This is a genomic window from Caulobacter flavus (genome assembly GCF_003722335.1).
Classification (GTDB): Bacteria; Pseudomonadota; Alphaproteobacteria; order Caulobacterales; family Caulobacteraceae; genus Caulobacter; species Caulobacter flavus.
Window position 1 is genome coordinate 3,343,975 of the sequence record NZ_CP026100.1, and the last position, 26,331, is coordinate 3,370,305.

General features: G+C 69.2%; 28 protein-coding genes. 16 read left to right on the plus strand and 12 right to left on the minus strand.

Annotated features, from left to right (window positions below; translation table 11 throughout):
• Nucleotides 1-3 precede the first annotated feature (3 nt).
• The 11 genes from trbE (at nucleotide 4) to C1707_RS15495 (ending at nucleotide 10,291) form a co-directional block, all read left to right on the plus strand.
• Nucleotides 4-2,445 carry a conjugal transfer protein TrbE gene (gene trbE / locus C1707_RS15455; RefSeq protein WP_101712188.1) on the plus strand — a complete coding sequence of 814 codons (2,442 nt, stop codon included), beginning with the start codon at nucleotides 4-6 and terminating at the stop codon, nucleotides 2,443-2,445.
• On the plus strand, nucleotides 2,442-3,158 hold the full coding sequence (gene trbJ, locus C1707_RS15460; protein WP_101712189.1) for a P-type conjugative transfer protein TrbJ: 717 nt from the start codon (nucleotides 2,442-2,444) through the stop codon (nucleotides 3,156-3,158). Before trbE ends, trbJ begins: the two co-directional genes overlap by 4 nt.
• Nucleotides 3,155-3,388: a putative entry exclusion protein TrbK-alt gene (gene trbK-alt, locus C1707_RS15465; RefSeq protein WP_101712190.1), complete on the plus strand. Its 234-nt coding sequence runs from the start codon at nucleotides 3,155-3,157 to the stop codon at nucleotides 3,386-3,388. The genes trbJ and trbK-alt overlap by 4 nt, the downstream gene beginning before the upstream one ends.
• The gene (gene trbL / locus C1707_RS15470; protein ID WP_101712191.1) at nucleotides 3,385-4,650 is read left to right on the plus strand and encodes a P-type conjugative transfer protein TrbL; all 1,266 of its coding nucleotides are present in this window, start codon (nucleotides 3,385-3,387) and stop codon (nucleotides 4,648-4,650) included. The genes trbK-alt and trbL overlap by 4 nt, the downstream gene beginning before the upstream one ends.
• On the plus strand, nucleotides 4,651-5,337 hold the full coding sequence (gene trbF / locus C1707_RS15475; protein ID WP_101712192.1) for a conjugal transfer protein TrbF: 687 nt from the start codon (nucleotides 4,651-4,653) through the stop codon (nucleotides 5,335-5,337). It abuts the gene before it with no gap.
• Nucleotides 5,334-6,134, plus strand: a complete 801-nt coding sequence (trbG, locus tag C1707_RS15480; protein ID WP_101712193.1) for a P-type conjugative transfer protein TrbG — start codon at nucleotides 5,334-5,336, stop codon at nucleotides 6,132-6,134. Before trbF ends, trbG begins: the two co-directional genes overlap by 4 nt.
• Nucleotides 6,131-7,297: a TraB/TrbI/VirB10 family type IV secretion system protein gene (locus C1707_RS15485; protein ID WP_101712194.1), complete on the plus strand. Its 1,167-nt coding sequence runs from the start codon at nucleotides 6,131-6,133 to the stop codon at nucleotides 7,295-7,297. Before trbG ends, C1707_RS15485 begins: the two co-directional genes overlap by 4 nt.
• The gene (locus C1707_RS15490; RefSeq protein WP_101712195.1) at nucleotides 7,294-7,521 is read left to right on the plus strand and encodes a DUF2274 domain-containing protein; all 228 of its coding nucleotides are present in this window, start codon (nucleotides 7,294-7,296) and stop codon (nucleotides 7,519-7,521) included. The genes C1707_RS15485 and C1707_RS15490 overlap by 4 nt, the downstream gene beginning before the upstream one ends.
• Nucleotides 7,522-7,931: 410 nt before the next feature.
• Entirely contained in the window at nucleotides 7,932-8,621 is a 690-nt protein-coding gene (locus C1707_RS26190) for an imm11 family protein (RefSeq protein ID WP_145998326.1), read from the plus strand.
• Nucleotides 8,622-8,822: 201 nt separating this feature from the next.
• Complete coding sequence (locus C1707_RS26195) at nucleotides 8,823-9,368, plus strand: hypothetical protein (protein ID WP_145998328.1); 546 nt, start codon at nucleotides 8,823-8,825, stop codon at nucleotides 9,366-9,368.
• A gap of 392 nt (nucleotides 9,369-9,760) precedes the next feature.
• Nucleotides 9,761-10,291 carry an antirestriction protein ArdA gene (locus tag C1707_RS15495; RefSeq protein WP_101712255.1) on the plus strand — a complete coding sequence of 177 codons (531 nt, stop codon included), beginning with the start codon at nucleotides 9,761-9,763 and terminating at the stop codon, nucleotides 10,289-10,291.
• A 173-nt stretch (nucleotides 10,292-10,464) separates the two neighbouring features.
• Here the strand turns inward: C1707_RS15495 and dinB are convergent, their stop codons facing one another.
• Genes dinB through C1707_RS15515 form a run of 4 tightly spaced genes read right to left on the minus strand, consistent with a single transcriptional unit; the run spans nucleotide 10,465 to nucleotide 12,919 of the window.
• Nucleotides 10,465-11,565 (minus strand): DNA polymerase IV, encoded by a 1,101-nt coding sequence (gene dinB, locus C1707_RS15500; RefSeq protein WP_101712196.1) that lies wholly within the window; start codon nucleotides 11,563-11,565, stop codon nucleotides 10,465-10,467.
• A 50-nt stretch (nucleotides 11,566-11,615) separates the two neighbouring features.
• Nucleotides 11,616-11,942 (minus strand): hypothetical protein, encoded by a 327-nt coding sequence (locus tag C1707_RS15505; protein WP_101712197.1) that lies wholly within the window; start codon nucleotides 11,940-11,942, stop codon nucleotides 11,616-11,618.
• The gene (locus C1707_RS15510; protein ID WP_101712198.1) at nucleotides 11,939-12,712 is read right to left on the minus strand and encodes an exodeoxyribonuclease III; all 774 of its coding nucleotides are present in this window, start codon (nucleotides 12,710-12,712) and stop codon (nucleotides 11,939-11,941) included. Before C1707_RS15510 ends, C1707_RS15505 begins: the two co-directional genes overlap by 4 nt.
• Before the next feature lie 12 nt (nucleotides 12,713-12,724).
• Nucleotides 12,725-12,919: a hypothetical protein gene (locus tag C1707_RS15515; protein ID WP_101712199.1), complete on the minus strand. Its 195-nt coding sequence runs from the start codon at nucleotides 12,917-12,919 to the stop codon at nucleotides 12,725-12,727.
• A gap of 111 nt (nucleotides 12,920-13,030) precedes the next feature.
• Here C1707_RS15515 and C1707_RS15520 point away from each other — a divergent pair, with 111 nt between their 5' ends.
• The 3 genes from C1707_RS15520 to C1707_RS15535 all read left to right on the plus strand — a co-directional run bounded on the left by C1707_RS15520 (nucleotide 13,031) and on the right by C1707_RS15535 (nucleotide 15,302).
• A complete protein-coding gene (locus tag C1707_RS15520) occupies nucleotides 13,031-13,213 on the plus strand; it encodes a hypothetical protein (protein ID WP_101712200.1) in 183 nt (60 codons plus the stop codon).
• A gap of 245 nt (nucleotides 13,214-13,458) precedes the next feature.
• Nucleotides 13,459-14,466, plus strand: a complete 1,008-nt coding sequence (locus C1707_RS15525; protein ID WP_164467366.1) for a sensor histidine kinase — start codon at nucleotides 13,459-13,461, stop codon at nucleotides 14,464-14,466.
• Between the two features lie 506 nt (nucleotides 14,467-14,972).
• A complete protein-coding gene (locus C1707_RS15535) occupies nucleotides 14,973-15,302 on the plus strand; it encodes a hypothetical protein (protein WP_240633717.1) in 330 nt (109 codons plus the stop codon).
• 6 nt (nucleotides 15,303-15,308) lie between these two features.
• Here C1707_RS15535 and C1707_RS15540 read toward each other — a convergent pair whose 3' ends face one another.
• The 5 genes from C1707_RS15540 to C1707_RS15560 form a co-directional block, all read right to left on the minus strand.
• Nucleotides 15,309-15,914 (minus strand): alpha-ketoglutarate-dependent dioxygenase AlkB, encoded by a 606-nt coding sequence (locus tag C1707_RS15540; RefSeq protein WP_205686764.1) that lies wholly within the window; start codon nucleotides 15,912-15,914, stop codon nucleotides 15,309-15,311.
• Nucleotides 15,915-15,923: 9 nt separating this feature from the next.
• Nucleotides 15,924-19,088 (minus strand): error-prone DNA polymerase, encoded by a 3,165-nt coding sequence (locus C1707_RS15545; protein WP_101712204.1) that lies wholly within the window; start codon nucleotides 19,086-19,088, stop codon nucleotides 15,924-15,926.
• Nucleotides 19,085-20,608 (minus strand): Y-family DNA polymerase, encoded by a 1,524-nt coding sequence (locus C1707_RS15550; RefSeq protein WP_240633718.1) that lies wholly within the window; start codon nucleotides 20,606-20,608, stop codon nucleotides 19,085-19,087. The genes C1707_RS15545 and C1707_RS15550 overlap by 4 nt, the downstream gene beginning before the upstream one ends.
• Nucleotides 20,520-21,287 (minus strand): ImuA family protein, encoded by a 768-nt coding sequence (locus C1707_RS15555; protein WP_101712206.1) that lies wholly within the window; start codon nucleotides 21,285-21,287, stop codon nucleotides 20,520-20,522. The genes C1707_RS15550 and C1707_RS15555 overlap by 89 nt, the downstream gene beginning before the upstream one ends.
• Nucleotides 21,288-21,429: 142 nt before the next feature.
• Nucleotides 21,430-21,771 carry a hypothetical protein gene (locus C1707_RS15560; protein WP_101712207.1) on the minus strand — a complete coding sequence of 114 codons (342 nt, stop codon included), beginning with the start codon at nucleotides 21,769-21,771 and terminating at the stop codon, nucleotides 21,430-21,432.
• 144 nt (nucleotides 21,772-21,915) lie between these two features.
• Here C1707_RS15560 and C1707_RS26200 point away from each other — a divergent pair, with 144 nt between their 5' ends.
• The gene (locus C1707_RS26200; RefSeq protein WP_164467367.1) at nucleotides 21,916-22,071 is read left to right on the plus strand and encodes a hypothetical protein; all 156 of its coding nucleotides are present in this window, start codon (nucleotides 21,916-21,918) and stop codon (nucleotides 22,069-22,071) included.
• A gap of 39 nt (nucleotides 22,072-22,110) precedes the next feature.
• Nucleotides 22,111-22,653 carry a hypothetical protein gene (locus C1707_RS15565; protein ID WP_101712208.1) on the plus strand — a complete coding sequence of 181 codons (543 nt, stop codon included), beginning with the start codon at nucleotides 22,111-22,113 and terminating at the stop codon, nucleotides 22,651-22,653.
• On the opposite strand, the gene ku is transcribed toward C1707_RS15565, so the two are convergent.
• The 3 genes from ku to C1707_RS15580 form a co-directional block, all read right to left on the minus strand.
• The gene (ku, locus tag C1707_RS15570) at nucleotides 22,654-23,535 is read right to left on the minus strand and encodes a non-homologous end joining protein Ku (protein WP_101712209.1); all 882 of its coding nucleotides are present in this window, start codon (nucleotides 23,533-23,535) and stop codon (nucleotides 22,654-22,656) included.
• Nucleotides 23,536-23,618: 83 nt separating this feature from the next.
• Complete coding sequence (locus C1707_RS15575; RefSeq protein WP_101712210.1) at nucleotides 23,619-23,858, minus strand: DUF5961 family protein; 240 nt, start codon at nucleotides 23,856-23,858, stop codon at nucleotides 23,619-23,621.
• A gap of 532 nt (nucleotides 23,859-24,390) precedes the next feature.
• A complete protein-coding gene (locus tag C1707_RS15580; RefSeq protein WP_101712211.1) occupies nucleotides 24,391-26,298 on the minus strand; it encodes a BCCT family transporter in 1,908 nt (635 codons plus the stop codon).
• Nucleotides 26,299-26,331: the final 33 nt, after the last annotated feature.

Consider the following 26,331-nt stretch of genomic DNA (forward strand, 5'->3'; position numbering starts at 1 on the left):
GCCATGCTCGACCTTCGCGAATACCGCCGCCATCGCGCCCGCCTCTCCGACTTCCTGCCCTGGGCGGCCCTGGTCGCGCCGGGCGTGGTGCTCAACAAGGACGGCAGCTTCCAACGCACCGCCGAGTATCGTGGCCCGGACCTGGACTCGGCCACCGATGCCGAGGTCGCCGCCGTCGCCGCGCGCATGAACGGGGCGCTGCGCCGCCTGGGCTCGGGATGGGCGCTGTTCGTCGAGGCTCGCCGCGATCCGGTCGGCGCCTATCCGCTCAGCGTCTTTCCCGATCCGGTCTCGGCCCTCGTCGAGGCCGAGCGCAAGGCGGCCTTCATCGAGCGCGGCGAGCACTTCGAGAGCCGCTATTTTCTGACCCTGACCTACCTGCCGCCAGCCGATCGGCGCGGCCGCATCGAGGGGGTCTTCGTCGAGGGCCGGGCGGGCGGCCGGCTGGACTGGCGCGCCGAGCTGGCCGGCTTCATCGACCGCTCCGACCGTCTCGTGGCCTTGCTCGACGGGCTGATGCAAAAGGTGGCCTGGCTCGATGACGGCCAGACCTTGAGCTTCCTGCATGGCGCGGTCTCTACGGCGCGTCAACGCGTGGCTGTGCCGCAGACCCCGATGCACCTGGACGCCCTGCTGGCCACCGAGCCGCTGGCCGGCGGGCTGGAGCCGAGGCTTGGGCGCGCTCACCTACGCGTCCTGACCCTGACGGGGTTCCCGCCGTCCACGACACCGGGTCTGCTGGACGACCTCAACCGGCTGGGCCTGGCCTATCGCTGGTGCGTACGGGCGCTGTGCCTGGACAAGACCGACGCGGTCGGCCTGCTGGGCAAGATCCGTCGCCAGTGGTTCGCCAAGCGCAAGTCCGTCCTCGTCCTCCTGCGCGAGGCGTTGACCCAGGAGCCGTCGCCCCTGGTCGACAACGACGCGGCCAACAAGGCGCTGGAAGCCGACCTGGCCCTTCAGGACCTGGGCGGCGACGCGGTGGCCTATGCCTACGCCACCGTCAGCCTGGTGGTCTGGGACGAAGACCCAAAGGTCGCCGACAGCAAGCTGGCCTTGGTCGAGAAGGTCATCCAGGGGCGCGACTTCACCGTCATCCGCGAGAGCGTCAACGCGGTGGAGGCGTGGCTCGGGACCATTCCCGGTCACGCTTACGCCAACGTCCGCCAGCCGCCGCTGTCGACCCTGAACCTGGCCCATATCGCCCCGATGTCGGCGGTCTGGGCCGGGCCCGAGCGTAACGCCCATCTGGACGGGCCGCCCCTGGTCCTGGCGCGCACCGCCGGCTCCACGCCCTTTCGTCTGAGCCTGCATGTCGGCGACGTCGGCCACACCCTGGTGGTGGGACCCACGGGCGCGGGCAAGAGCGTGCTGCTGGCGCTGCTGGCGCTGCAGTTTCGCCGCTATGCCGGCGCCCAGGTCTTCGCCTTCGACTTCGGCGCCTCCAGCCGGGCCGCCGCGCTGGGCATGGGCGGCGACTTCCACGATCTGTCGGGGGAGGGCGGGGTGGTCGCGCTCCAGCCGCTGGCCCGGATCGACGAGGTCGACGAGCGGGCCTGGGCGGCCGGCTGGCTGGCCGCCGTGCTGGGCCGTGAGGGTGTGGAGATCACGCCGGCCGTCCGCGACCACCTGTGGGCGGCGCTGGGGAGCCTGGCCAGCGCGCCGGCGACCGAGCGCACCCTGACGGGCCTGGTGGCGCTGCTGGCCAGCCAGGCCCTGAAGGCGGCGCTGGCTCCCTTTGTTCTGGGCGGTCCGTTCGGGAGGCTGCTCGACGGGGCCGGCGAGAGCCTGGGCGGCGCCGACGTCCAGGTGTTCGAGACCGAGGGCCTGGCGCGTAGCGCCGCCGCCCCAGCTGTCCTGGCCTACCTCTTCCATCGGATCGGCCGGCGGCTCGATGGCCGGCCCACCCTGATCCTGATCGACGAGGGCTGGCTGGCGCTCGACGACCCGGCCTTCGGCGCGCAGTTGCGCGAATGGCTCAAGACCCTGCGGAAGAAGAACGCCTCGGTGGTCTTCGCCACCCAGTCGCTGGCCGACGTGGTCGAGAGCCCCATCGCCGCTTCGATCATCGAGAGCTGCCCGACCCGCATCTTCCTGCCCAATCCTCGCGCCCTGGAGCCGCAGGGGGCGGCCGCCTATGGCCGGTTCGGGCTCAACGACCGCCAGATCGAGATCCTCGCCCGGGCCACGCCCACCCGCGACTACTACCTGCAATCGCGGGCCGGCGATCGTCTCTTCGACCTTGGCCTTGGACCGGTGGCCCTGGCCTTTTGCGCCGCCTCGTCCAAGGCCGACCAGACCGCGATCGGCGCGGTGCTGGAGGCCGCCGGGCGTGAGGGGTTCGCCGCCGCCTGGCTGCGGCTGCGCGGCCTGCCTTGGGCGGCGGATCTTCTGACTTCGGGGGCGGCGGGCGCTTCCCCTTCCTCACCGGAGAGCCTGTCATGATCCTTTCCCGACGCCGCCTGGCGGCGGCGCTCCTGGCCGCGCCTGCGGCCTGCGGCCTGGCGTTGGCGCCGCTGCCGGCGCAGGCGCGGATCGTCGTCTTCGATCCGACCAACTACGCCCAGAACGTCCTGCAGGCCGCCCGCGCCCTGCAGACCATCAACAACCAGATCAGCTCGCTGCAGAACCAGGCCCAGATGCTGCTGGGTCAGGCCAAGACCCTGGCCAGCCTGCCGTACTCGACTCTGGCGACCCTGCAGGCCCAGGTCGACCGGACCCGTGAGCTTTTGGGGCAGGCCCAGGCCCTGGCCTACGACGTCGCATCGATCCAGCAGGCCTTCACCGCCAACTATGGCGCCGCCTCGCTGTCAGCCACCGATGCGGCCCTGACGGCCCGCGCCGACGCACGCTGGACCACGGCCATGGCCGGGTTCCAGGACGCCCTGAAGCTCCAGGCCGGCGTCGTCGAGGGGCTACGCGCCAGCCGCGACCAACTCACCGCCCTGGTCGGGGCCAGCCAAGGCGCGGTCGGCGGGCTGCAGGCCGCCCAGGCCGGAAACCAGCTGCTGGCCCTGCAGTCGCAGATGCTCGCCGACCTGATCGCGCTGTCAGCCGCTCAAGGCCGGGCCCAGGCGCTGGAGGCCGCGGGGCAAGCCGCCGCGCGCGCCGACGCCAAGGCGCGCTTTGCCAGGTTCATGGGGACGGGCTCGCAATGAGGTGGGCGATCGCTCTTTCGGCGGGCGCCTGGATCCTGATCGGCGCCGTGGTCGTCACCCTCCATGGCCGCCCAGCGCCGGTCGCCGCGCCGGCCGCCGTCGAGCGGGTCCAAGGCGACGCGGCCCTGGCGCGCTGCCGCGACCTTGGCGAGGCCGCCGCCGGCGATCCGGCCTGTCGGGCGGCGTGGGCGGACGCCCGCGCCCGCTTTTTTGGGGAGGCGCGGCCTTGAACGACACCGGCGTCATCGACCGCTTCTTCGACGTCTATGGTCGCTACATCGACAGCGGCTTTGGGCTGCTGGGCGGGGAGGTGGCGTTTCTCTCCACGACCCTGGTGGCCATCGACGTCACCCTGGCGGCTCTGTTCTGGGCCTGGGCGCATGGCGAGGACATCATCGCTCGCCTCGTCAAGAAGACGCTCTATGTCGGCTTCTTCGCCTTCCTGATCGGCAACTTCCACACCTTGACGGGGATCGTGCTGAAGAGCTTTTCGGGCCTTGGCCTGAAGGCGGGCGGGGTGGGGACCTCGGCCGAGGACTTCCTGCGGCCGGGCAAACTGGCGGCCCTGGGCGTCGAGGCCTGCAAGCCCATCCTGCAGGCGGCCAGCGACCTGGGCGGCTTCCCCGGCTTTTTCGAGAACATCGTCCAGATCCTGATCCTTCTGATCGTGGCGATCCTGGTGATCGTCTCGTTCTTCATCATCGCCGTGCAGATCTTCGTGGTCTTGATCGAGTTCAAGCTCGTCAGCCTGTGCGGCTTCGTGCTCGTGCCGTTCGGCCTTTTCGGACGCACCGCCTTTCTGGCCGAGAAGGTCCTGGGCAATGTCATGGCCTCGGGCGTCAAGGTCATGGTGCTGGCGGTGATCGTGGGCATCGGCTCGACCCTTTTCTCTCAGTTCACCAGCGCCGCCTCCGGCCAGCCGACCCTGGAAGAGGTCCTGGCCATGGCCCTGGCGGCGCTCACCATGCTGGGCCTGTCGATCTTCGGTCCCGGGATCGCCTCGGGTCTGGTCTCCGGCGCGCCGCAGTTAGGCGTGGGCGCGGCCGTCGGCACGGGCATGGTCGTCGGCGGCATGGCCATGGCCGCGGCCGGCGCGGCCCAGATGGCGGCCGGCGCGGCCTCGGGCGTGAGCTTTGGCGGCATGGGCGGCGGCGCTGCCGGGGCCGCTGGCGCTGGCGGCGGTCGTTTGCCGCCTCCAAGCGGCGGGCCTGCGCCGCCCTCCGGTGGCGGGCCCTCGGGTCCGCCCGGTCCGCCTACGCCCGGCGACAATAGCGGTGGCGGCAGGGCGGGCTTTGCGATGCCGCCGCCCAAGGCCAGCGACGACGACGGCGGTGGCGGGGAGGGCGGCTCGGGCGCTCCTGTGGCTCCGGCCTGGGCCCGGGACCTGGCCGATCGCAACGCCCTGGTGCGCGGCGCGGAGATCGCCGCCCACGCCGCCGATGGCGGCGGCCACTCCGGCGGCGACGCCGCCCCCAGCCTGAAGGAGGAGTAGATGAACCCGTTCAAGGGCGCGGCGCGCTATGGCGCGACCCCTGCGCCGGAAACACCCTACCAGCGGGCCGGCCAGGCCTGGGACGAGCGCATCGGCTCGGCCCGCGTTCAAGCCGCCAACTGGCGCCTGGCCGCCCTGGGCCTGCTGGCGGCCAACACGGTGCTCTGTGGAAGCCTGGCCTGGCTGGCGACGCGCGGTTCGGTCACGCCCTGGGTGGTGGAGGTCGATCGCCAGGGCGAGCCGCGCGTGGCCGCTCCGGCCGTGCAGGGCGCGCGGCCAACCGACCCGATGATCGCCTGGACCTTGGCGCGTTTCGTCGCCGATGTGCGCGCCATCTCGGCCGACCCGGTGGTCATGCGTCAGGCCTGGCTACGGGCCTACGACTTCACCGACGCCTCGGGGGCTGCTGCGCTGTCCGACTACGCCCGCCGAAGCGACCCGTTCGCCCAGATCGGCAAGGCCCAGGTCACCGTGACCGTCACCAGCGTGGTGCGCGCCACGCCCGGCAGCTTCCAGGTCGCCTGGATCGAGAAGCGCTACGCCGACGGCCAGCTGGCCGCCACCGAGCGCTGGACCGGGATCCTCACCCTGGCGATCAAGCCGCCGCGCACCGCCGAGGCCCTGCGGGCCAATCCGCTGGGCGTCTACATCTCCGCCATCTCCTGGTCCAAGGAGTACGGGGCATGACCCGCGCCCAGGCTCTGCTGGCGACGATCGCGCTCGTCCCCAATCTCGGCCTGGCCGCGGAGGCGGGCGGCCTCCAGGTCCCGGCCGGCGCCAAGCGCTTCGCCTATGCCGACGAGGCCGTCTATCCGGTCATCGCCACGCCGGGCCGGATAACCGACATCGTCCTGGAGCCTGGTGAGGCCCTGGTCGGGGCTGGGCCGATCGCGGCCGGCGACACCGTCCGCTGGATCATCGGCGATACGGTGAGCGGCCAGGGCGCGACGCGCCGCGTCCACGTGATGATCAAGCCGACGGCGATAGGGCTGGCCACCAACCTGATCATCAATACCGACCGGCGCACCTATCACCTGGAGCTGCGCGCCTCGGCTCGGACGTGGCTCTCGCAGGTGGCCTGGACCTACCCGTCCGCGGCCTTGCCCGCTCCGAGCATCGAGCCGGTCAACGCGGCTTCGCCGGCCAGCCTCGCCAAGGCCGCGCCGCGGCGGATTAATCTGGGCTATCGGATCGAAGGCGACCATCCGCGCTGGCGTCCGGTCCGGGTCTTCGACGATGGGCAGAGCGTCTATCTCGAGTTCGGGCCAGGCCTGTCGCTATCGGACCTGCCGCCGCTCTACCGGATCGGTCCCGACGGCAAGACCGCCGAGCTGATCAACTACCGCGTCGAGGACGAACGCCTGGTCACCGAGCGGTTGTTCGACCTCGCCGAGCTGCGCCTGGGAGCCAAGCGCCGCGCTCGCGCCGTGCGTCTGATCCGCCTGCCGGCCCCCCAATATGTCACCCAGGAAGCCGCGCCATGAGCCAGGATCGCGACGAGGCCGAAACCAAGATCGCCAAGACCCTTCGCCTGTCGACGTCGCCTGGGCCGGTCGCCCGGGTCTCGCGTAAGGCGCTGGCGGTGGTCGGCGCCGTGCTGGCCCTGGGCGTGGCCGGTGCGCTGGGCTGGTCGTTGATGGAGCGGCGCAGGGCCGCGCCGGTCGAACAAGCCGTCACCCCGTCCCAGCCGCCCGAAGCGGTCAGCGCCTTGCCGCGCGGCTACGAAGGCGAGGCCGGCGTCCCGGTCCTGGGGCCCCCGCTGCCGGGCGATCTTGGCCGTCCGATCCTGGCGGCGCAACGGGATCGCGAGGTGCAGGCGCCCATCGCCGCTTCGCCGACGGCGCCGGCGGGGGCGGCCCCCACGGCCATGGTTGCCGCGCCCGACCCGGCGGCGCAGGCGCGGCGCGAGGCCCGCCAGGCGGCGATCGCCAGCGGCCTCTTCGCGACCGCCGCCGTCCGCGCGGCCAGCGCGGCGGTGGATGTCGCCGCGAACGCCGAGCGGGCAGGGGGGAGCGGGCCAGCATCGGACGTGCGCATCACCAGCGTCGAACGCCTGCAGCCGCCGGCCTCGCCCTACATCCTCCAGGCCGGCGCGGTCATTCCCGCCGCCCTGGTCACGGGCCTGCGCTCGGACGTCTCGGGCCTGGCCATCGCCCAGGTGACCCAGGACGTCTTCGACAGCCTGGGCGGCGGCGTGCGGCTGATCCCGGCCGGCGCCCGAATGATCGGGGAGTACGAGGCCGGCGCGAAGGCCGGCCAAAGCCGACTGGCCGTCACCTGGACGCGGCTGATCCTGCCGTCGGGCCGCTCGATCGTGCTGGACAAGCTGCCGGGCGCGGACGAGCAGGGCATGGCCGGCCTGCAGGACGGCGTCGATCGTCATGGCCGCCAGATCCTGGCCGCGGCCGGACTTTCAACCCTGCTTGCGATAGGGACCGAGGTCGGATCATCAAGCGAGGAATCCGATCTTGCGCGCGCCCTGCGCCGCGCCGGCGCCGACACCGCCAGCAGCGCGGGGCGACAGGTCGTGGGCCGCTCGCTGGATCTGGCTCCCGCCCTGACCATCCGGCCTGGCGCGCCGCTGCGGGTGCTCCTGACCCGTGATCTCGTGCTCGAACCCTATGTCGATGAAAGGAAGACGCCATGAGCGGCAAGCTGAAGCTGGGCGCGCTGGAGGACGACACGCCGGTGAAGGTGACGCTGGACCTCCCGGCCAGCGTCCATCGCGACCTGGTGGCCTATGCCCAGATGCTGGCCACGCTGACGGGAGGCAAGCCGGGCGAGCCGGCCAAGCTCGCCACTCGTATGTTGGAGCGGTTCATGGCCACCGATCGGGTGTTTGTGCGCGGGCGCAAAGGTCGGGCCGCTTAAGCGGCCTCGGCGTTCGGCATGGGCTAAGGCCTCCATCGGCGGGGAGGCGGCGCGGCGGTCTTGCCCTATGAACGATGGCGGTCCAGCGCGCCGCCCCGCCATCGGCTTCGCCGGGAACCCAGGGCGCAGCCATGCGGCCGACGTTGCGCAGGCCGTCGGCGAAATCAGGCATCATCCCCTTAGCTTAGCGGGTGCATATCGTCGGCGCATTGTCCGCCCGCCGCCTCCGCCGGCGTCCGCCTCGGCCCGGCCCCCGAACAGCCGATCTTGCCGTCTGCTAAGGGTGGTTGAGCGACATTCGCGCGTTTTAGTGTGGTCTAGACGAAAACGCGCGCGCATGAATTCAGGGGCGGACGGGGCGCGCCCGCCAACTAGAATATATCTGCAAACTGGCTGAATTTGTTCGTGAGATGATTGTGAAAAAAACTATCCAGGAAATGATTAAATCGCTGCCGCCCGGTGGAGATGTAACATTTCCCAAATCTACCTTCGTTGAAGGCGGCAGAGAAAGATTTTACTCGATTTGGACTAATTATGAATACTCTAAGCCAGAGTTTCTATGGGAAAATCAGCCTGAGATAAAACGACTGCCCAGGGCGGCGAGCCGATTGATGCGCGGCGTTGATTTTTCCGATCTGCCGCCATGCGTTTTAAAATTTCGCGGCAACAAAGAACGATTGGCAGATATTTATCTTATTGGCCAAGGTCCCGCCTTTGTATCGGAGAAGCTGTTTCTGATACTGCAAGAATTTGACTCCGATTCAATTTCGTGGCGGCGAGAGATGGTTCTCACGAAGAACGGATGGGTAGATTGTTATATGATTATCCCTCAACGAATTCTATCAGCAATAGATATCCACAGAACCACTATAAGAATTTACGATGATAATCTTGCTGGAGAATTTTTTAGATATTTAGAGTTCGTGGAGGGTGCTTATTTTGTGGATCTGGACAGAGAGGTTAATTCTTTCTGGGACTATGATTTCATCAATTGGATGTGGTCCGATGAGATCCTGGCTCGCTGCAGAGCAGATGGTATTCGCGGCCTTCTTGCCAAGCGAACGGGTGGTGAGATCCGTGGTGTCGAATACAGACTGTAGAAGTTAGCCAACCAGCCCCCAAGCGTCAGCAATGGGTCGGGAGCGGGAATTGGCGCCGCTCCGGACACACGACGCAGCGTGTCTGCAATCCGCGTCCACGCTGACGACCGCACCCGACCCTAGTCAGACCTTCGGTAGTGGGCGACAGTTTCAAAGCGACAAGACTCTCCACGATTTCTAACGGGACAGAAAGGTGAATAAGTGTCATCGACGCGCCTAGCAGTTTTCACCATCGCTGCTTTGTCGCTGACCAGCGCGAACAAGGGACAGGCGGCGGTTTGGGACGAATGGCGCTACGTGCCAGCCGCCGCCCATCGGGGTCCAGCGGCGGAACTCGGCAAGGTAGGGGATATCCTTTTCCGCATACGTTGCGTTCCGACGCGCCACGAATTGTTTTTCGAGTATTTCCCAGGCGAAGGCGGTCCCGGCGATTGGACCCAAGAGGCCCGTAATAGCGGTATTCACCTGATCCTCTACTATCCGGCCTCTGACACCGAGACGCGTTTTGTCGTGCATGGCCCGGTAACCCGAAACAGCTTGACCGGCACGTTGCCACTGACCGCAGATCTTTCCGACGAGATCGCCGAGGCGCCGGAAATCAGGCTCTACGGTGAGAATGGGCCTTCCAACTTAACCCTGGGCGGCGCGGCGGCAGCGGTGAGGCGTGTCGCGCGCGAGTGCGCGCCGCCACGGACGGGCCCCAAGCCGCCCAAGGTCGCGCGCGGTCGGAATAAAAGCGAGTGGTGAGCATCTTCCGTCGTCCGACAACCACCCATCGCCGACGATTCGATCGGCTGTTCGCGGGCTTGGCCGAGGAGACCTGGGGCAGGGGAGCGGTCTTCCATGCTTCGCTGATAGGCCGAGCATTGGAGAAATCCATCTAACCTGAGGAGGGCGTGCGCCTAGGGGGCAGGCATCATGCGCCGCTGACGCGGCCCTTGGTGTTTGGGCGCTGCGCGCCCCGTGGCCTTAGGGCTCCGCCCCCAGCGCGCTTCGGACCGGCTTCCGCCCAGCTTCGGCCGGCCCTTGGCCGTCCTGCAGCCGGGCCCCCGCGAAGCCGGCGCCTCCGCTTGCACCCCCGCTCTCGCCGAGGGGCAAGGGTTCGAGTGATCGAACCCCTGCCTTCAAGGATGAGGACCATGGGACAAGCCGCTGAAACCCTTGAGCCCCGCGTCTATGTCGCCTGCCTTGCGGCCTATAACGCCGGGCGCCTGCATGGCGCCTGGATCGCCGTGGACGAGGATGCCCAGGCCCTGCACGCCGCCGTCGCCGCGATGCTGGCCGCCTCGCCCGAGCCGGGAGCGGAGGAATGGGCCATTCATGACCATGAGGGCTTTGGCGGGGTTGAGGTCGGCGAGTTCGCCGGCCTGGAGCGGGTGGCCGCCATCGCCGGGTTCGTCCGCGCCCAGGGGCGGCTGGGGGCCTTGGTGCTGGAGCACCTGGGCGGTGAGCTCGATGCGGCGGCCGAGGCCCTGGAGGATCAGTATCGAGGGGAATATGCGTCCCTGGCCGACTGCTTCCAGGCGCTGACCGAGGAGACGGTCGAGTTCCCTGAGGCCTTGCGCCTCTACATCGACTACGAGGCCATGGCCCGCGACGCGGTGGCGGGCGGGGAGGTCTTCACGCTGGAGACCGCCCATGACGCGGTGCACGTGTTCTGGGCGCGCTGAGGCGCGCCCAGGGGGTTCTGTTTGAGGCTAGCACAAGATCAGCAGCAACGCCGCCGCCACGGCCAGGGCCGCCAACGCGGCCAGGCCCGTCCATCCGGCAGGGGTGAGCAGACGGGGGATCGGGCGCAGGCGAGGGGGCATGTCGTCAACCTAGAGCAGGCGAGGGTGGGTGGCTAGGCGAGCAGCGCCGGTTGTTCGGCGGCGGCGGTGCTGACGGCCTCGAAATTGGAGACGGTCACGCCCAGGAGCCGGATGCCGAGGCGCGCGGGCAGGACGCTAGACACCAGATCGCGGGCCATGCGCCGCAGGGCCGCCGGATCGGTCACGGCGCCGCTGGCCGAGCGGCTGCGGGTGGCCTGCTGGAAGTCGGCATATTTGACCTTCACCGTCACCGTGCGCCCAAACGCCTGGGCGCGCTGGCACCAGCCATGGACCTTGTCGGCCAGCGCCTCGACCTCGGCGGTGATGGCCGCCGGGTCGGTCAGGTCGGTCTCGAACGTCGTCTCGCTGCCCGACGATTTGCGCACCCGGTCGGGATTGACGGGGCGGTGGTCCTCGCCCCGCGCGATGCCGTGGAACCACGGCCCGGACTTGCCGAAATGCTGGGCCAGGAACGCCATCGACTGGCGGCGAAGGTCATCGCCCGTCTCGATTCCCAGCTTGCGCATCTTGGCCTCGGTGACCGCGCCCACGCCGTGGAAACGGCCCACCGGCAGGCCGGCGACAAAGGCTTCGCCCTTGCCCGGCGCGACCACGAACTGGCCGTTGGGCTTGTTCTGGTCCGAAGCCAGCTTGGCCAGGAACTTGTTGTAGGAAATCCCCGCAGAGGCCGTCAGGCCGGTTTCGGCGAGAATCCGGGCGCGGATCTCGCGGGCGGTGTCGCTGGCGGTGGACAGGCCCGCGCGGTTGGCGGTGACATCCAGATAAGCCTCGTCCAGCGACAGCGGCTCGATGGCGTCGGCATAGTCGGCGAAGATCGCGTGGATCTGGCGCGACACGGCCTTGTAGACCTCGAACCTTGGCGGGGTGAAGACCAGTTGCGGACACAGGCGCAGGGCGGTGGTCGAGGGCATGGCCGATCGCACCCCGAACTTGCGCGCCTCGTAGCTGGCGGCCGCCACCACGCCGCGTCGCGCCCCATGGCCAACGGCCAGGGGACGGCCGCGCAAGGCCGGATCATCGCGCTGCTCGACCGACGCGAAGAAGGCGTCCATGTCGATGTGGATGATCTTGCGTGGGGGCGATCCTGGGTCGGGGCGCGGGTCTCTTGTCATCGCGACTCCGTCCTACCACGCCCTTGGATGGCGCGCGAACGGAACGTGAACTAACCGCTCCCCTGGTCGGCGTGCCACGCCGCATAGGGCGTATTGCGAACCAGGCGCCGGTTGAAGTCCTGGGCGCCGTCGTCCCGCCAGACCGGGCCGCGCTCGCCCAGTCCGACCTTGGCGGCGTCGACCTGGGCGCGGGCGCTGGCTAGGGCCATGGGATCCTCGGCGGCGAGCGCCGCGCGGACCGCGCGCCGGGCGGCCATCAAGGCGTTGACCAGGGCTTGTCGAGCCACGGGCGAAAGATGGGGATTGGCCGCCCGCCACAGGCGGCCGCGCACGACGATGTAGCGGCCGTCCGGCGTGGTCAGGGCGGGCGATCTCATCGGTCCAGCACGATCCAGGCCGGTGCGTGGTCGCTGGCGTGCGCCTCGCCGCGCACCCAGCGGTCGACGCCAGCGTCGACGAGCTGGCCGGCCAGGTCGGGGGAGACGAGAAGATGATCGATGCGCAGGCCTTTGTCGCGCGGCCAGCGCTCGCGCAGATACGACCAGAAGGTCCAAGGGGCGGCGTCGGGATGGACGGCGCGCAGGGCGTCGGTCCAGCCTTGCTCCAGCAGCCGCTGGAAGGCCGCGCGCGCCTGCGGGGCGAGCAGGGCGTCGCCGGCCCAGGAATGGTTGGCGTAGAGGTCAGCTTCGGTGGGAACGACATTGTAGTCGCCAGCCAGCACCACCGGCGCGCCGCTGGCCAGCAGGTCCTGGGCGTGGGCCAGCAGCGCCTCGAACCAGGCCAGCTTGTAGGCGAACTTGGGCCCGGGCTTGGGATTGCCGTTGGGCAGATAGAGACAGCCGACCAGGACGCCCTCCACCGCCGCCTCGATATAGCGGGCCTGGCTGGGATCGGGGTCGCCCGGCAACTGGCTGCGCGTCAGGATCGGCTCGGCGCCACGGGCCAGGATCGCCACCCCGTTCCAGGACCGCTGGCCGCGCCAGACGGCCTGGTAGCCCAGCTGCGCCAGGGGCTCGGCGGGGAACCGGCCTTGCTCGGCCTTCAGTTCCTGCAGGCAGACGACGTCCGGTTCTTCCTGGGCCAGCCAGTCGAGGAGCGGATCGAACCGGCTGACGACATTGTTGACGTTGTAGGTGGCGATCCTCACCGGCGGCCGGCCCTAGTCGGCGACGCCGCCGCGCAGCGGATCCTCGCCTGTCAGGCCCTCGATGTGCTCGCGCTGGGCGATCACGCCCTGGCGCTGGGCGGCTGCGGTGTCCGCGCCAGGCCCGTCCTTGCCTGTCGCGGCCTTGTCGCGCGGCGCGAGGGACTTCGACTTCGGATCGGTCGGGGGACGGGCGGGGGGCTGGGACATGGGCGCTTCTCCTGGCCAACCAACACCCTGGCGGCGGGCCCGGTTGCCAGGGGCGGGGAGGGAACCTCGCCGCCAGGTCGCGGATTCGATCCGGGACAGGAGGAATAAGCCATGTCCAAACGTGAACTGATCGAGCCCACGCCTGGCGACAAGCGCTACGTCCGACGCGACGACGAAGGGCGCTTTACCGAGGCGGTCGATGTCGGCAGGTCCCTGGCCGCCGACCAGCGTCGTCATTCCAGCCACGACGCCGGCCAAGGCCAGGGCGACAAAGGCGATCGCCAGAAAGATTGAGCGCGCGCGCCCGTCAGGGCTGGGGCGAAGGGAGGAGCCGAAGCGGCGGCGTCGCGTCCTGGGCGCTGGGAACAAGCTTTGCCAAACCGCGTTAGCCTTTGGTCAAATCCCCTTTGACGATCTACCAGGTCCCGGCCAGCCGTCCCCACCGCCGGGACCTGACGTCCCTCGAGTTATCGGCGCCGCCCCCGATGATCCGCTTGAGGGGCTGGTGGGGGTGGCCATCACGTGGTCAGGTCGCCAACATGCAACTGGCAAGCGCGTTTACCTGGTCGGACCCGCTGCGCAAGGCGCCCGTGGCGATCCGCTATATCATCGCCACGGTGACGATCCTGGCCTTCTTCGCGCTTCGCACGCTGGTGGGCGGCTGGCTCGGCGGCTATCCTTTCCTCCTGTTCTTCCCGGCCATCATCCTGATCTCGGTGTTTCTTGATCGGGGCACCGGCGTCTATGCGGTCGTGCTGAGCGCGCTCCTGGCCTGGTACTTCTTTATTCCCACGTTCAATTCATTCGCCATGCCGCAGCTGGAGGACGCGGTTCCTCTTGCTCTCTATGTTCTGGTGGCGCTGTTTGTGGCCTTCGTCATCGAAGCCCTGCGTGGCACGGCCGAACGACTTGTCCACACCGCCGAAAAGCTTGAGCGAACCAACGAGATCAATCGCCTGCTGCTGGTGGACGTCAACCACAGGGTCAAGAACCATCTGACCTCCGTCGCCAGCCTGCTGCGGCTTTCGGTCCGTCAGGTGGACGAGCCGCGGGCTCGGCAAGCCATCGAGAACGCCGTCGGTCGCATCAACGTGCTTGGCCAGGTCTATGCGAGGCTGCATCTGGGCGAGCGCGCTACGGTCGTTCATTCGCGCGATTTCATCGTCTCGCTCTGCGATGACTTGCGCGCCAGCGTCCTGGGCGTCCGCCCGATCGCGCTGCGGGTCAAGGCCGCCGACGTCGCCTTGAGCTCGCTCCAGGCCGTTCCGATCGGCCTGATCATCAACGAACTGGTCGAGAACGCCTTGAAGTACGCCTTTCCAGGCGAGCGCAACGGGGACATCTGCGTGACCTTCGAGGCGGTCGGCGATGACCTGGTGCTCACGGTTCACGATGACGGGGTCGGTTACGCGGGGGCAAGCAAGCCGGGCGGCGGCACGCGGATCATCGGTTCGTTGGTGCAGCAGTTGGGCGGGCGTCTGGACCGCGACACCGCGTCCGGGACTCAGGTCTGCGTGACCCTGCCGCGCGCGCCGCCGGAGGAATGACGAAAGGGCGGCGCGCCGTCTTCGTCGGTCGTTTTTCGGATGCCGCGCTCGCGGCTAGGGCAGGGAACGGCCGTCGGGGTCAACGACAAAGAGCCGTAGGTCGCCGGCGAAGACCTCCAGTCGCTGGCAGCCGCCATGGGCGGCCAGGAGCCTCTCCATGACCCCTTGAACATCCCGCGCGGAAGGGGCCTGCGCCGCCTGGCGGGGCAGGCTTTCGTCGCGATAGTAGACCAGAAGCCGATACACGCAGAGTTCCTAGCCATGGCCGGGCGTCCATACCGATGGCCCGACACCGCTTCAGCGGCCGACGATGGCCGATGTTCCAGGCGCGGCCATGGCGGGGCCGCCTGCCGCGATGAACGCGACGCTTGCGAGCCTTGGCCGGCCCTTGGCGGCCCTGGGCGGCGAGTCGTCCACCGAATTTTGAAGCGCCACGCTTGGCGATGCTCGTGAGGAATCACGATCCAGGCCTAGGCTCGGCTCAACGAGCAAACGGGAGCGGGCTGATGGCGATCGAGGACGCGTGCGTGATCGACGGGGTGCGGTTCATGAGCGTCTACCATCACGATGGCCGGTTCATGCGTGGGGCTGGGACGTTCGCGTTCTGCCGGCGTGACGCCGACGGCGGGCGCACGGTGTTCTGCCTCGATGCGGCCCAGGACATCAGCCGGGTCGCCCTGCCGGGGCATCGCGCCTGGGCCTACGCGGTGACGCAAGGGATGAACGAGCTCCTGGTGGTGTTTGGCGAAAGACTCGATGCAACAGCGTTGCCATCGCTGCGCTATGACCTGGCCATCGACGAGCGCACGCCCCAAGAGGCGTTGGCGGCGGCCTAAACCGCCTCACGCCCCGACCGGGCGCCTGAAGGTTCGGAAGGTCACCGAAAAGCGCAGGGCCTCCACCGGTGGGATCGAGTGCTCCCAGTCGTCTCGGGCCGGGCCGGTCAGGACATAGGCCGAGCGCGGGGCTGGCCGCATCGTCACCCGCTCGAACCGGCCGCCGGCCCGGCGGCGCAGGCGGAAGGGACAGCTCGACAGCAGGGAGACGCCGGCCACGATGTCGAACTGCGGCCGGTCGCGGTGCCAGCCGATGCCCGCGCCGGGCGCGTACTCCAGGACCAGCACCTGGCGGAAGTCCTCCGGCGCACGGCCGGCCAGGCTCGCGACCTTGGCCCGCAGCGGCAGCAGAAAGGCGGGGATCGGCTCGACCTCTTCGAGCACCTGGCGGGCGAAGTCGTAGGCATAGCCGAACGAGACCACGCGGCGATTTCCCTCGTAGCCGTGGAACTGGAAGGGCTGGAAGGGCAGGGCGCAGATGGCGGCCACGAGCGCGGCCTCCTCGTCCGCATCGATCAGATCGGGCTGGTAGGCCAGACCTTGCGGCAGGCCCGTCGCCGGCGCGGGGCGCGGCGCGTCAGCCATGGCGAAGAGATCGGGCTGGTGGGTCATCGGCATCCTTCAGCAAAAGTTTCGGCTGCGACGGGCCCAGCCCAGGTCGCCTGGCGCGGCGCCGCGATCCTGCAGGGTCGCCAGGACGTCGCTGAGGTCGTGGAGCTGATGGGCCACCAGGTGCACCACCTCGCCCTCGCGCTGGATGCGGCCCTCCACGCCGATCAGGTGGGCGCCCAGGGCGATGCGCCGCTGCTTTTCGTAGAGGGTCTTCCAGATCACCAGGTTGGACGCCCCCGTCTCGTCCTCGATGGTCATGAAGAGGACCCCCTTGGCCGTGCCGGGCATCTGACGCACCAAGACGAGGCCCGCGGTGCGCACCCGCCGCCCGTCGCGCGCCGTGCTGGCCTGGCGGCAGGAGGTAAAGCCCTTAGCCTCAAGGGTCTCGCGCAACAGAGCCAGGGGATGACGACGCAGGGACAGGCCCACGTGGCCATAGTCCTCGACGATCTCGCGCCCCTCGGTCATCGGCTTGAGCCTGGGCGGCGGCTCGTTGAGTTCGGCCGCGCCGGCCTGCTCGAAGAGCGGCAGGGCGTCGTCGCGAAGGCCCTTGATCGCCCAGCCCGCCTCGCGCCGGCCAAGGCCCAGGGTCGGGCGGAAAGCGTCGGCCTCGGCCAGGCGCGACAAAGCCCCGGTCCCCACGCCCGCCCGGCGCCAGAGATCGTCGATCGCGCGGTAGGGCGCCTCGGCGCGGGCCAGGACCACGCGGGCGGCGTCGGCCTCGGCCAGCTTGCCCACCATCCGAAGGCCCAGCCGCACGGCCAGGGCGCCGTTGGCCGTCTCCTCCAGCGTGCAGTCCCAGCGCGAGGCGTTGACGCAGATGGGCCGCACCTCCACCCCGTGCTCGATGGCGTCGCGGACGATCTGGGCCGGCTGGTAAAAGCCCATCGGCTGGCTGTTGAGCAGGGCCGCGCAGAAGACCTCGGGATGGTGGCATTTGAGCCAGGAGGAGGCGTAGGCCAGGAGGGCGAAGCTGGCCGCGTGGCTTTCGGGAAAGCCGTAGGAGCCAAACCCCTCAAGCTGGCTGAAGGTCTGTTCGGCGAACGCCTGCGGGTAGCCGCGCGCGACCATGCCGCCGACCAGCTTGTCCTTGAAGTGGCTGACCCCGCCGGTGAACTTGAAGGTGGCCATGGCCCGGCGCAGCTGGTCGGCCTCGCCGGGGGAAAAGCCCGCGCACTCGATGGCCACCCGCATGGCCTGCTCCTGAAAGAGCGGCACGCCCAGGGTCTTGCCCAGCACCGCCTCGAGCTCCGGCCGTGGATAGGTCACCTTCTCCTTGCCCTCGCGCCGGCGCAGATACGGATGGACCATGTCGCCCTGGATGGGGCCTGGCCGCACGATCGCCACCTCGATGACCAGGTCGTAGAAGCTGCGCGGCTTGAGCCTGGGCAGCATGGCCATCTGCGCCCGGCTTTCGATCTGGAAGACGCCCAGGGTGTCGGCCTTGCGGATCATCGCATAGGTGCGCGGATCTTCAGGCGGGATGGTGGCCAGGTCGAGCGCAATTCCCTTGTGGTCGGCCAGGAGATCCAGGCCGCGCTTGAGGCAGGTCAGCATGCCCAGGGCCAGCACATCGACCTTCATGAACTTCAGCGCGTCGATGTCGTCCTTGTCCCACTCGATGATCTGGCGATCGTCCATGCGCGCCGGCTCGATCGGCACGAGCTCGTCGAGCCGGTCGTGGGTCAGGACAAAGCCGCCCGGGTGTTGGGAGAAGTGGCGCGGGGTGTTGAGGAGCTGCCGGGCCAGCTCCAGGGTCAGGCGCAGGCGCCGGTCGGAGAGATCAAGGCCCATCTCGCGCGCGTGCTTTTCCTCGATCTCCTCGCGGCTGAAGCTCCAGACCTGGCTGGAAAGGCCCTTGGTCATGTCCTCGGGCAGGCCCAGCACCTTGCCGACATCGCGCACCGCGCCGCGCGGCCGAAAGCGCTGGACGACCGCGACCAGGGCGCTGCGGTGGCGGCCGTAGGTTTCGAAGATCCACTGCATGACGCTTTCGCGCCGGGCGTGCTCGAAATCGACGTCGATGTCGGGCGGCTCGTCGCGCTCGGCGCTGACGAAGCGCTCGAACAAGAGATCGTTGCGCTCGGGGTCGATGCTGGTGACGCCCAGCACGTAGCAGACCGCCGAATTGGCCGCCGAGCCGCGGCCCTGGCAGAGGATGTCCTGGCTCTTGGCGTAGGCGACGATGGAATTGACGGTCAGGAAATAGGGGGCGTAGCCGAGCTGGCCGATCAAGCCGAGCTCATGCAGCAGGACCTTGCGCACCCGCGCCGGCACGCCGTCGGGGAAGCGCTGGGCGGCCCCCGCCCAGGTCAGGCGCTCCAAGGTCTGCTGGGCCGTTTCGCCTTGGGCCACCACCTCGCGGGGATACTGATAGCTAAGCTCGGACAGGCAGAAGGTGGCGCGCCGGGCGATGGCGAGCGAGGCGGCGATGGCGCCGGCATGGCGAGGGAAGAGGCGGCCGATCTCCGCGGGCGCCTTCAGGTAGCGGTCGGCGTGGCGATCGCGCCGGAAGCCGACGTCGTCGATGGCGGTGTTCTCGCGGATGCAGGTGACCACGTCCTGCAGCAGCCGGCGGTCCTTGTCGTGGAACAGCACCCGGTTGGTGACCACGGGCGTTACCCCGGCCTCGGTGGCAAGGCGCTCCAGCGCGTAGAGCCGCAGCGCGTCGCCGGGGCGGCGGCGCAGGGTCAGGGCCAGGTGGGCGTCGGGGCCGAAGATCGCCGCCAGGCGCGCCAGTCGCCGGGCGCAAAGATCGTCGGCGGCGTCGGGGGCCAGCACACCGATCAGACCTTCGGCGTGGGCGGCGAGGTCTTCCAGATCCAGGTCGCACTCGCTCTTGCCGGCGCGGGCCTTGCCCAGGGACAACAGCCGGCAGAGGCGACCATAGGCGGCCCGGTCGGTGGGATAGACCAGCACCGTCATGCCGCATCGCAGGACCAGCTCGCAGCCGATGATCAGCCGCACGCCGGTGGCCTTGGCGGCGATGTGGGCGCGAACCAGGCCCGCCAGGCTGTTGCGGTCGCAGATCGCCAGGGCCCGATAGCCCAGGCGCTGGGCCTCGTCGAAGAGCTCGCCGGGCGAGGACGCCCCGCGCAGCAATGAAAAGTGCGAGGCGCACTGCAGCTCGACATAGTCGCCCAGGTCGTCAGGAGCTTGCGGGGCGGCGCTCACCCGAACACCCCGGCCATGAACCAGCGCTGGCTGCCGCTGGCGGCGTCCTCGCCGTCGCCGTCGCGATAGATCCAGTAGCGCGCGCCGCCTTCGTCCTCGACCTGGAAGTAGTCGCGCGACCGGGCCAGCTCGGCGTCGGCCTTCCACCATTCGCCGAAGACCCGCTCTGGGCCGTCGGCGCGACGCACGCGCCGGCGCACCCCGCGCCAGGTGAACGAGGCGGGCGGCTGGTCGGGCAGCAGGGCCAGGGTCTCGATCGGCTCGGGGCGCGGGAAAAACCGCGTCGGCCTTGGCCAGTCGACCGGCCAGGAAAAGGCGGCCGGGATATCCACGGCCGGCGTCTTCCTTACGCTGCGCTCGGGCAGGTCGCTGTCGGCGCTGGCCAGGCGATAGACCGCCTCGGGGCCCAGGCGCGCGGCGAGCGTGTCGATCAGGCCCGACAGGTCGGCGCGCTGTTGGCCGCCCAGCGCTTCGTCCTGGCTGTAGGTCAGGGGCTGGGCGCCAGGCGCGGCCAGCACCATCTTGTCGATCCCAAAGCCCGGATCGACCGTCTCGAGTTTTTCGCAGAGGAGCTTGGCCAGACGCGACGCGTCGCGGGCCGGCGTCGACAGGCCGATGCGGGCGCTTTCGATACGGTTGTCGACGCGATGGAAGAAGGCGTCGATCGATCGCGCGCCCAGGCCCAAATCTTCCAGCGTGGCGCAGAGCTCGACGGTCAGCGCGGTCAGGTAGCGCGCCAGGGTCTCGGGCGCGCCGATCGGCTCGGCGAAAATCCTGGCCGCCCGCGGCGTTTCGGGCGCGAACACCGGCTCGATCGGCTCGGGCTGGCGGGCATGGGCCTGGTCGAGGCGCCGAATGGGATCCAGCCCAAAGCGGTGGGCCAGCGGGCCTTTCGGACTGGCCTCGAGTTCACCGATGGTGTCGAAGCCGGGCTTGGCCAGGGCCAGGACGAGGTCGGCGGGCAGGCGCAGGGCGCTCAGCGGCAGGTCGGCGAGCTCGCGGCCGAGAGCCCCGGTCGGCGCGACGAAGATCGGCCGGCGCGAATAACGCGCCAGGGCGTGGGCGCCGCCCCAGCTGTCGGCGATCGCCACAGTCGCCGTCAGGCCCGCCCTGCCCAGGCGCTGGCGGATGTCGATCAGCATCTTCTCCTCGCCCCCGAAGAGGTGGGCGCAGCCGGTGGCGTCGATAACGAGGCCATCGGGGGGATCGGCCGCCACGGTGGGCGAATAGAGCCGCTGGGCCCAGAGCGCCAGGCGTTGCAGGGCCATCCCGTCGCCGGCCGCGTCGAGGTCATGCAGCACCAGGCCTGGGACCAGGGCGGTGGCGTGGGCGATGGCCTGGCCCAGGCGAAGGCCCGCCTTGGCGGCGGCCAGATTCATGTGCGCGATCGCGCGGCGCCGTCCGACCCGTCCCGCCATCACGATCGGGGTCTCAGGCGACGGCGCGGCCTTGTCCTGCATCCGCGCCAGCCGATCGGTGGGCCAGCGGGGCAGGAAGACGGAGATGACCCTTTGCGTCACAGGCTTCCAGCTCGATATCGAAGGCCTCGCCGGCCCGGCAGCGGAGGAGTTCGAGGAACCAGCGGGGGCGACCCACGCCCGGCACCGACGGCGGTAGAGGCGAAGAGGGCAGGGCCGAAATCCGCCATCGGGTCTCGGCGGCTGTCGGCTGACCCAGATCGGCCGCGTCCGCCACCCGCCGCCATCGCCGGACGGCTATGGCCATCTGGCCGCTCCTCTCGGCGGCCAGCTGCAGGCGGCGCGAGGCAGTCATCGACAGCCTGCCGACCTCGCCGACCACGCCGGCAAGGCCTGGCCAGCGCAGGCCTTCCTCCATGGCCGCCAGCACGCCCGCCTCATCGCCGGCGTCGGCGAAGATCACCCGGTCGGGCGGCAGGCCGGCCTGGGCAAGTGACGGGGCGAAGAGGTCGGCCTGGCGGCGGCACCACAAGACCTCGCCGTGGGCCCTGGCCAGGATGCCGGCGGCGAACCGCGCCGCGGCCGCGCCATAGAGGGCTTCTTCCGCCCCGCCGGCCACCTCATGCAGGGCGCCTAGCGACAGGCCCCCGCCCGGCAGGCGCTTATCGAGCGCGGACACGCCGAATGGCAGCACCGCGCGGGTGGCGCGGTCCTGGGTTTCCAGGGCGCGAACCTTGCGGCGGAGCGCGTCGAGCGCGGCGGGAGCGGGGCGTGGGGACATGCCGACAGAACAATCTTGTTCCATCTTTGTTCTCTTCACCCTTAGGGAGTCAATCGACCTCAAGCTGCGGCCCGGCGCCGCGCTTGGCGCAAGGCCTTGTCGGCGCAAGGCTTTGCGCGGAACCGAAAAATCTGGGGGCGAACTAGGCTGCGACCGAAGCTGTCGCGTCCGCGCCGCCGATGCTGGCCAGCCGGGCGTGGAAGGGCATGAATCCAGGATAGATCCGCACCAGCTGCGCCACGGCGCCGTTGACCAGCGGGGCCAGGGCCGGGGTTTCTTCGGCCAGGATCGTGGTGACCGCCACGATCACCCGAAGGTCCGGGTCCAGGAGACGCTGCTGCTGGTTCTCAAGCCGCGCGCGCCAGCGCGGATCGGCGTCGGCGGGAAGGCTGGCCAGGGCGCGGGCGCAGTCGGACGCCAGGACGGCGATCCGTCCTTCGACGCCGATCGCCTCGGCGCACCGCCTGAACCCCGCCTCGATCATCCGCCCCCCCAGCCGCGGACAGGGTGTCCGCTTACCCAGGGGCAATTTCGCCGTTTGGTGTTTCAAAAGCGTCACTGGTGAGCCGGTCAGACGCCAGGGAGCCGTCTTGGGTCGGGCGGATTGTGTAGGGACAAGGAGAAACCCATGAGCCAGCCCGATCCCGATCCCGCGCCGCAGAGTCCGCCGCAAACCCAGCCCGGCGGTCTTGAGGCCCCGCCTCATCCCGCGCTTGATCCCAACAAGAAGACCAACGCGACCCACGACCCCACCGCCGATGATCCCGGCAACGGGGCCGATTGAAATGCGTGCGGGCGCTGTCGCGCAGACTAGGCGCTGAGCATGGCCAGGACGGCCAGCCGGAGGCTAAAGGTCTACGCCGCCCAGATCGGCTTTTTCGACACGGTGGTCGCGGCTCCCAATCAGGCCGAGGCTCTGGCCGCCTGGGGCGTGCGCCAGAACCTATTTGCCGAGGGCAGGGCCAAGGTGACGACCGAGGCGGCCGCCGTCGATGCGGCCATGGCGTATCCGAACACGCCGCTTCGGCGCGCGGTCGGCTCCAAGGCCGCCTTCAGCCTTGAGCCGGACCTGCCCGAGGTCCCCGACGCCCCCCAGCGGCTAAAGCTGAAGGTCGTCCCGAAAGCCAAGGCTAAACCGCCGCCCGGGCCCAAGCCGGACCGGACGGCGCTGGCCAGGGCCGAGAAGGCGCTCGCCGCCATCAACCAGCGGCGGATCGACGAGGAGGCCGATATCGAGCGGCGGCGGTCCGAACTCGACGCCGAGGACGAGGCTTCCCGCAAACGCTGGCGCAAGGAGCGAGCCGACGCCGAAAAAGTCCTGGCTCGGACGCGCGCCGCCTTCGTGGAGGCGGGCGGCGAGGCTTGATCAGGAGGCTTTGCGGGTCTTGGCCTTCGTGGCGGGCCCAGGTTTTCGGGCGGCCGGTTTGGCCGCCTTCTTGGGTGGCGCCTTGGCTGAACCCTTGGCCGCCGCGGGCGCCTTTCCGCCGAGGCTGGCGCGCAGGGCCTCCATCAGGTCGATGACATTGGTGTCCTCGGGCTCTGCGACCTTCTCGACCTTGTGGCCCTTCTGCTTGGCCTTGATCAGCTCCTTGAGGGCTTCCTCGTAACGGTCGACGAATTGGCTGGGATCGAACGGGCCTTCCTGCTGCTCGATGATCTTCTCGGCGATGGCGATCATCGCCTTATCAGGCGCCTTGTCGCTGATCGGGCCGAAGATCTCGTCCTCCTTGCGCACCTCCGCATCGGTGCGAAGGGTGTAGGCCAGGATGCCCTTGCCACGCGGCTCTAGCGCCAGCAGGCGCTCGCGCGTCGACATCACCACCCGGCCAAGGGCGATCTGGCCTGATCGCTCCATCGCCTCCCGGATCACGGCGAACGCCTCCTGGGCCAGCTTGCCGTCGGGCGCGAGATAATACGGATTGTCCCAGTAAACGCGGTCGATCTCGTCGGCCGGCACGAACCGCTCGATGTCGATGGTCTTGGTGCTCTCCAGCTTGACGCTGTTGATCTCGTCCTGGGTCAGGAGGATGTATTCGCCCTTGGAGATCTCATAACCCTTGACCAACTCGGACCGCTCGATCGGGCCGGTATCCGGATCGGTGGTGATCATCTTGATACGGTTGTTGGTCTTGGGATTGATCAGGTTGAAATGGACATCGCCGCCGCTGTCGGTGGCGGTGTAGAGCGCCACTGGGCAGGTCACGAGCGACAGGCGAAGGTGACCTTGCCAGGTCGGGCGATAGGCCATGATCGATCTCCTCCAGCGACCCTTTCGCGGCGCGGCCACGGCAGGGACTGGGAGACAACGAGGCCTGGGGCGATTGGTTCGCCCTAGCCGCAGGGCGCGGTCTCGCCGGTCGAAAGATCGACCCGGAAGCAATGCTCGCCGCCGCCGTCGAGATCGACGACCATGACGCTGACCTCGTCTTCCTCCGGCCAGACGGCGAGATCCTCGACGAAGGCCACGGCCGCGGCCTCGAAGCTGGGCTCGTGGATCACGCGCGCCTGATGGCGTCCTAGGTGCCGGGCGTGGACGGAAAAGCGGCGATCGTCGTTGGCGGCGTTGGTCATCGCGGTCTCCTTGCGCGATCAACGCGCCAGCAGTGCGAAGGATTCAACGGGGCTAGCGGTGAGCGAGAGACAGGTGAATGGAAACTCTGGAAACGACGCCAGCGGCTCGCCGTGGACGGGGGAGACAGCTCGCAAACCGTAGGTAGGAACTGGGGTAGCGCGGCTACGATTTTCCCTAACTAATTGATTTTAGAGATATAGTTGCAACGTCCTGGCAGACTCCGTCTCCGCCACCCCCCTTCCATGACTCCGGATTTGGGCCCACAAGCCAGCGGGCTCGCGTCGCCACGCCTGTCGATCTGGCAGGCGTGAAATCCATTATCCCATTGTAGTTGATGGATAAATTTTCCCAAGGGCAGGCGCCGCGCGTTCGGTGGCGACGCCGCCGGGCCCGGGTTCCGCGTACGGCGTCGAAGCGCGTGCGAGAGGCGGGGCGATCCCATCGGGTCGCTCGGGATGCGAGTCGCCGCCCTCGCCGGGAGGGAAATGGGCGGCGACTCAGGCGACGGCGCGGCGAATCTCCCGCCGGCGCCTAGGCCATCCGCCAGCGCTGGAGATGGTCCAGCACGTCGCTCACCAGCTGGTCCTGCGTGAAGCCGGTCACGTCGCGAGGTCGGGCGACGTCGGCCGAATGGGCCATCAGACGCCATTCCATCGCGCGGCGGCCTTCGGGCGCGTCCAGCGCCGTGAGGGCCGGACGGGGCCGGGGGCGGGCGGTCAGCCGATAGTGGAACCCCCTGCCGCCTTCGCCGACCGAGGCGGTCAGGACCAGGCCGTCGTCCTCCCTGGTCAGGGCGGCGTCCAGGCCCTCGGCCTCCAGCCCGGCCCGCACGCCTTCCAGCGCCGGAACGCCGGTGCGGTCGACCTGCCGCAGGATCTCGCGCCGGCTGGCGGGTGAGAGGATCCGCTTCAGCTGTTCCGACAGCGGCGGTGCCTCGGTGTCTATGGTGCGTCCGGCGACGTCGGCGTTCATCTGTCGCACCAGGCCGATCGACAGCAGGATCATGATCACCGCGAAGGGCAGGGCGGCCACCAGGGTGGCGGCCTGCAGCGCGCCCAGCCCGCCGGCCAGCAGCAGAAGCGCCGCTATGAGCCCCAGCATCACGCACCAGTACATGCGCTGCCAGCGCGGCGTGTCGTCGGCGCCGCCGGAGGCCATGGTGTCGATGACCAGCGCCCCGGAGTCGGCCGAGGTGACGAAGAACACCGCCACCAGCAGCACGGCGAGGCCCGAGGTGAAGGTCGTGCCCGGCAGTTCCTCGAAGAAATGGAAGAGGGCCGTCGACAGGTCGGCGGTCACGGCCCGCGAGATGGCCCCGGCGGCCTGGCCCATGTCGAGGCTGATGGCGGTGTTGCCGAAGACCGTCATCCACAGAAAGGTGAAGCCGGCCGGCACGAGGAGCACGTTGAGCACGAACTCCCGCACCGTGCGGCCGCGCGAGATGCGGGCGATGAACATGCCCACGAACGGCGACCAGGCGATCCACCAGGCCCAGTAGAACAGCGTCCAGTCGGCCATCCAGGCGCGCGGCTCGTAGGCGTAGAGCGTGAAGGTGCGCGTGACGAAGTGGTCGAGATAGGCGCCGAAGTTCTGCACCAGGGCCTTCAGCAGGAAGCCGGTCGGGCCGATGACCAGCACGAACAGCATCAGCAGTATGGCCAGGATCAGGTTCAGTTCCGACAGCCGCCGCACGCCCTTGCCTACGCCGCTCATCATCGAGGCGGTGGCGGCCGCCATGACCACGGCGATCAGGATCACCTGCACCCAGGCGGTGTTGGGGATGCCCAGGAGATAGCTCAGGCCGCTATTCATCTGCGCCACGCCGAAGCCCAGCGAGGTGGCGATGCCGAAAGCCGTGCCCCAGATGGCGAAGATGTCGACGGCGTCGCCGATCGGTCCGTTGACGCGCTTGCCCAGCAGCGGCGACAGGCCCGAGCGCAGGGTCAGGGGCAGGCCCTTGCGGTGGGCGAAGAAGGCGAGACTCAGGCCCACCACGGCATAGATCGCCCAGGCATGGACGCCGTAGTGGGTGAAGGTGATGACCATGGCCTCGCGCGCGGCCTCGAAGCTGCGCGGCTCGACCTCGGGCGGGTTGATGTAGTGCTGGATGGGCTCGGCGACGCCGAAGTACATCAGGCCGATGCCCATGCCGGCCGCGAACAGCATGGCCAGCCAGGAAATGTAGGGAAAGTCGGGTTCGGAGTCGTCGGGACCCAGTTTCAGCGCGCCCGTGGGGCCCAGCGCGAGGAACAGAACCACGCCGAGAAAGCCGGCGACGGCGGCGACGTAGAACCAGCTGAAGGTGTCGATCACCCAGGCCTGGGCGGTTTTGAAGACGCGGTCGGAAAACTCCGGAGCGGCGACGGCGAAGACGAGAAGCAGCCCGATGATCAGGCTGGCGCCCCAGAACACACGAGGGTTCATCTTGGTGGTCAGCATCTGCCAACCTTAACGGCGGGGGCGCCCGTGCGC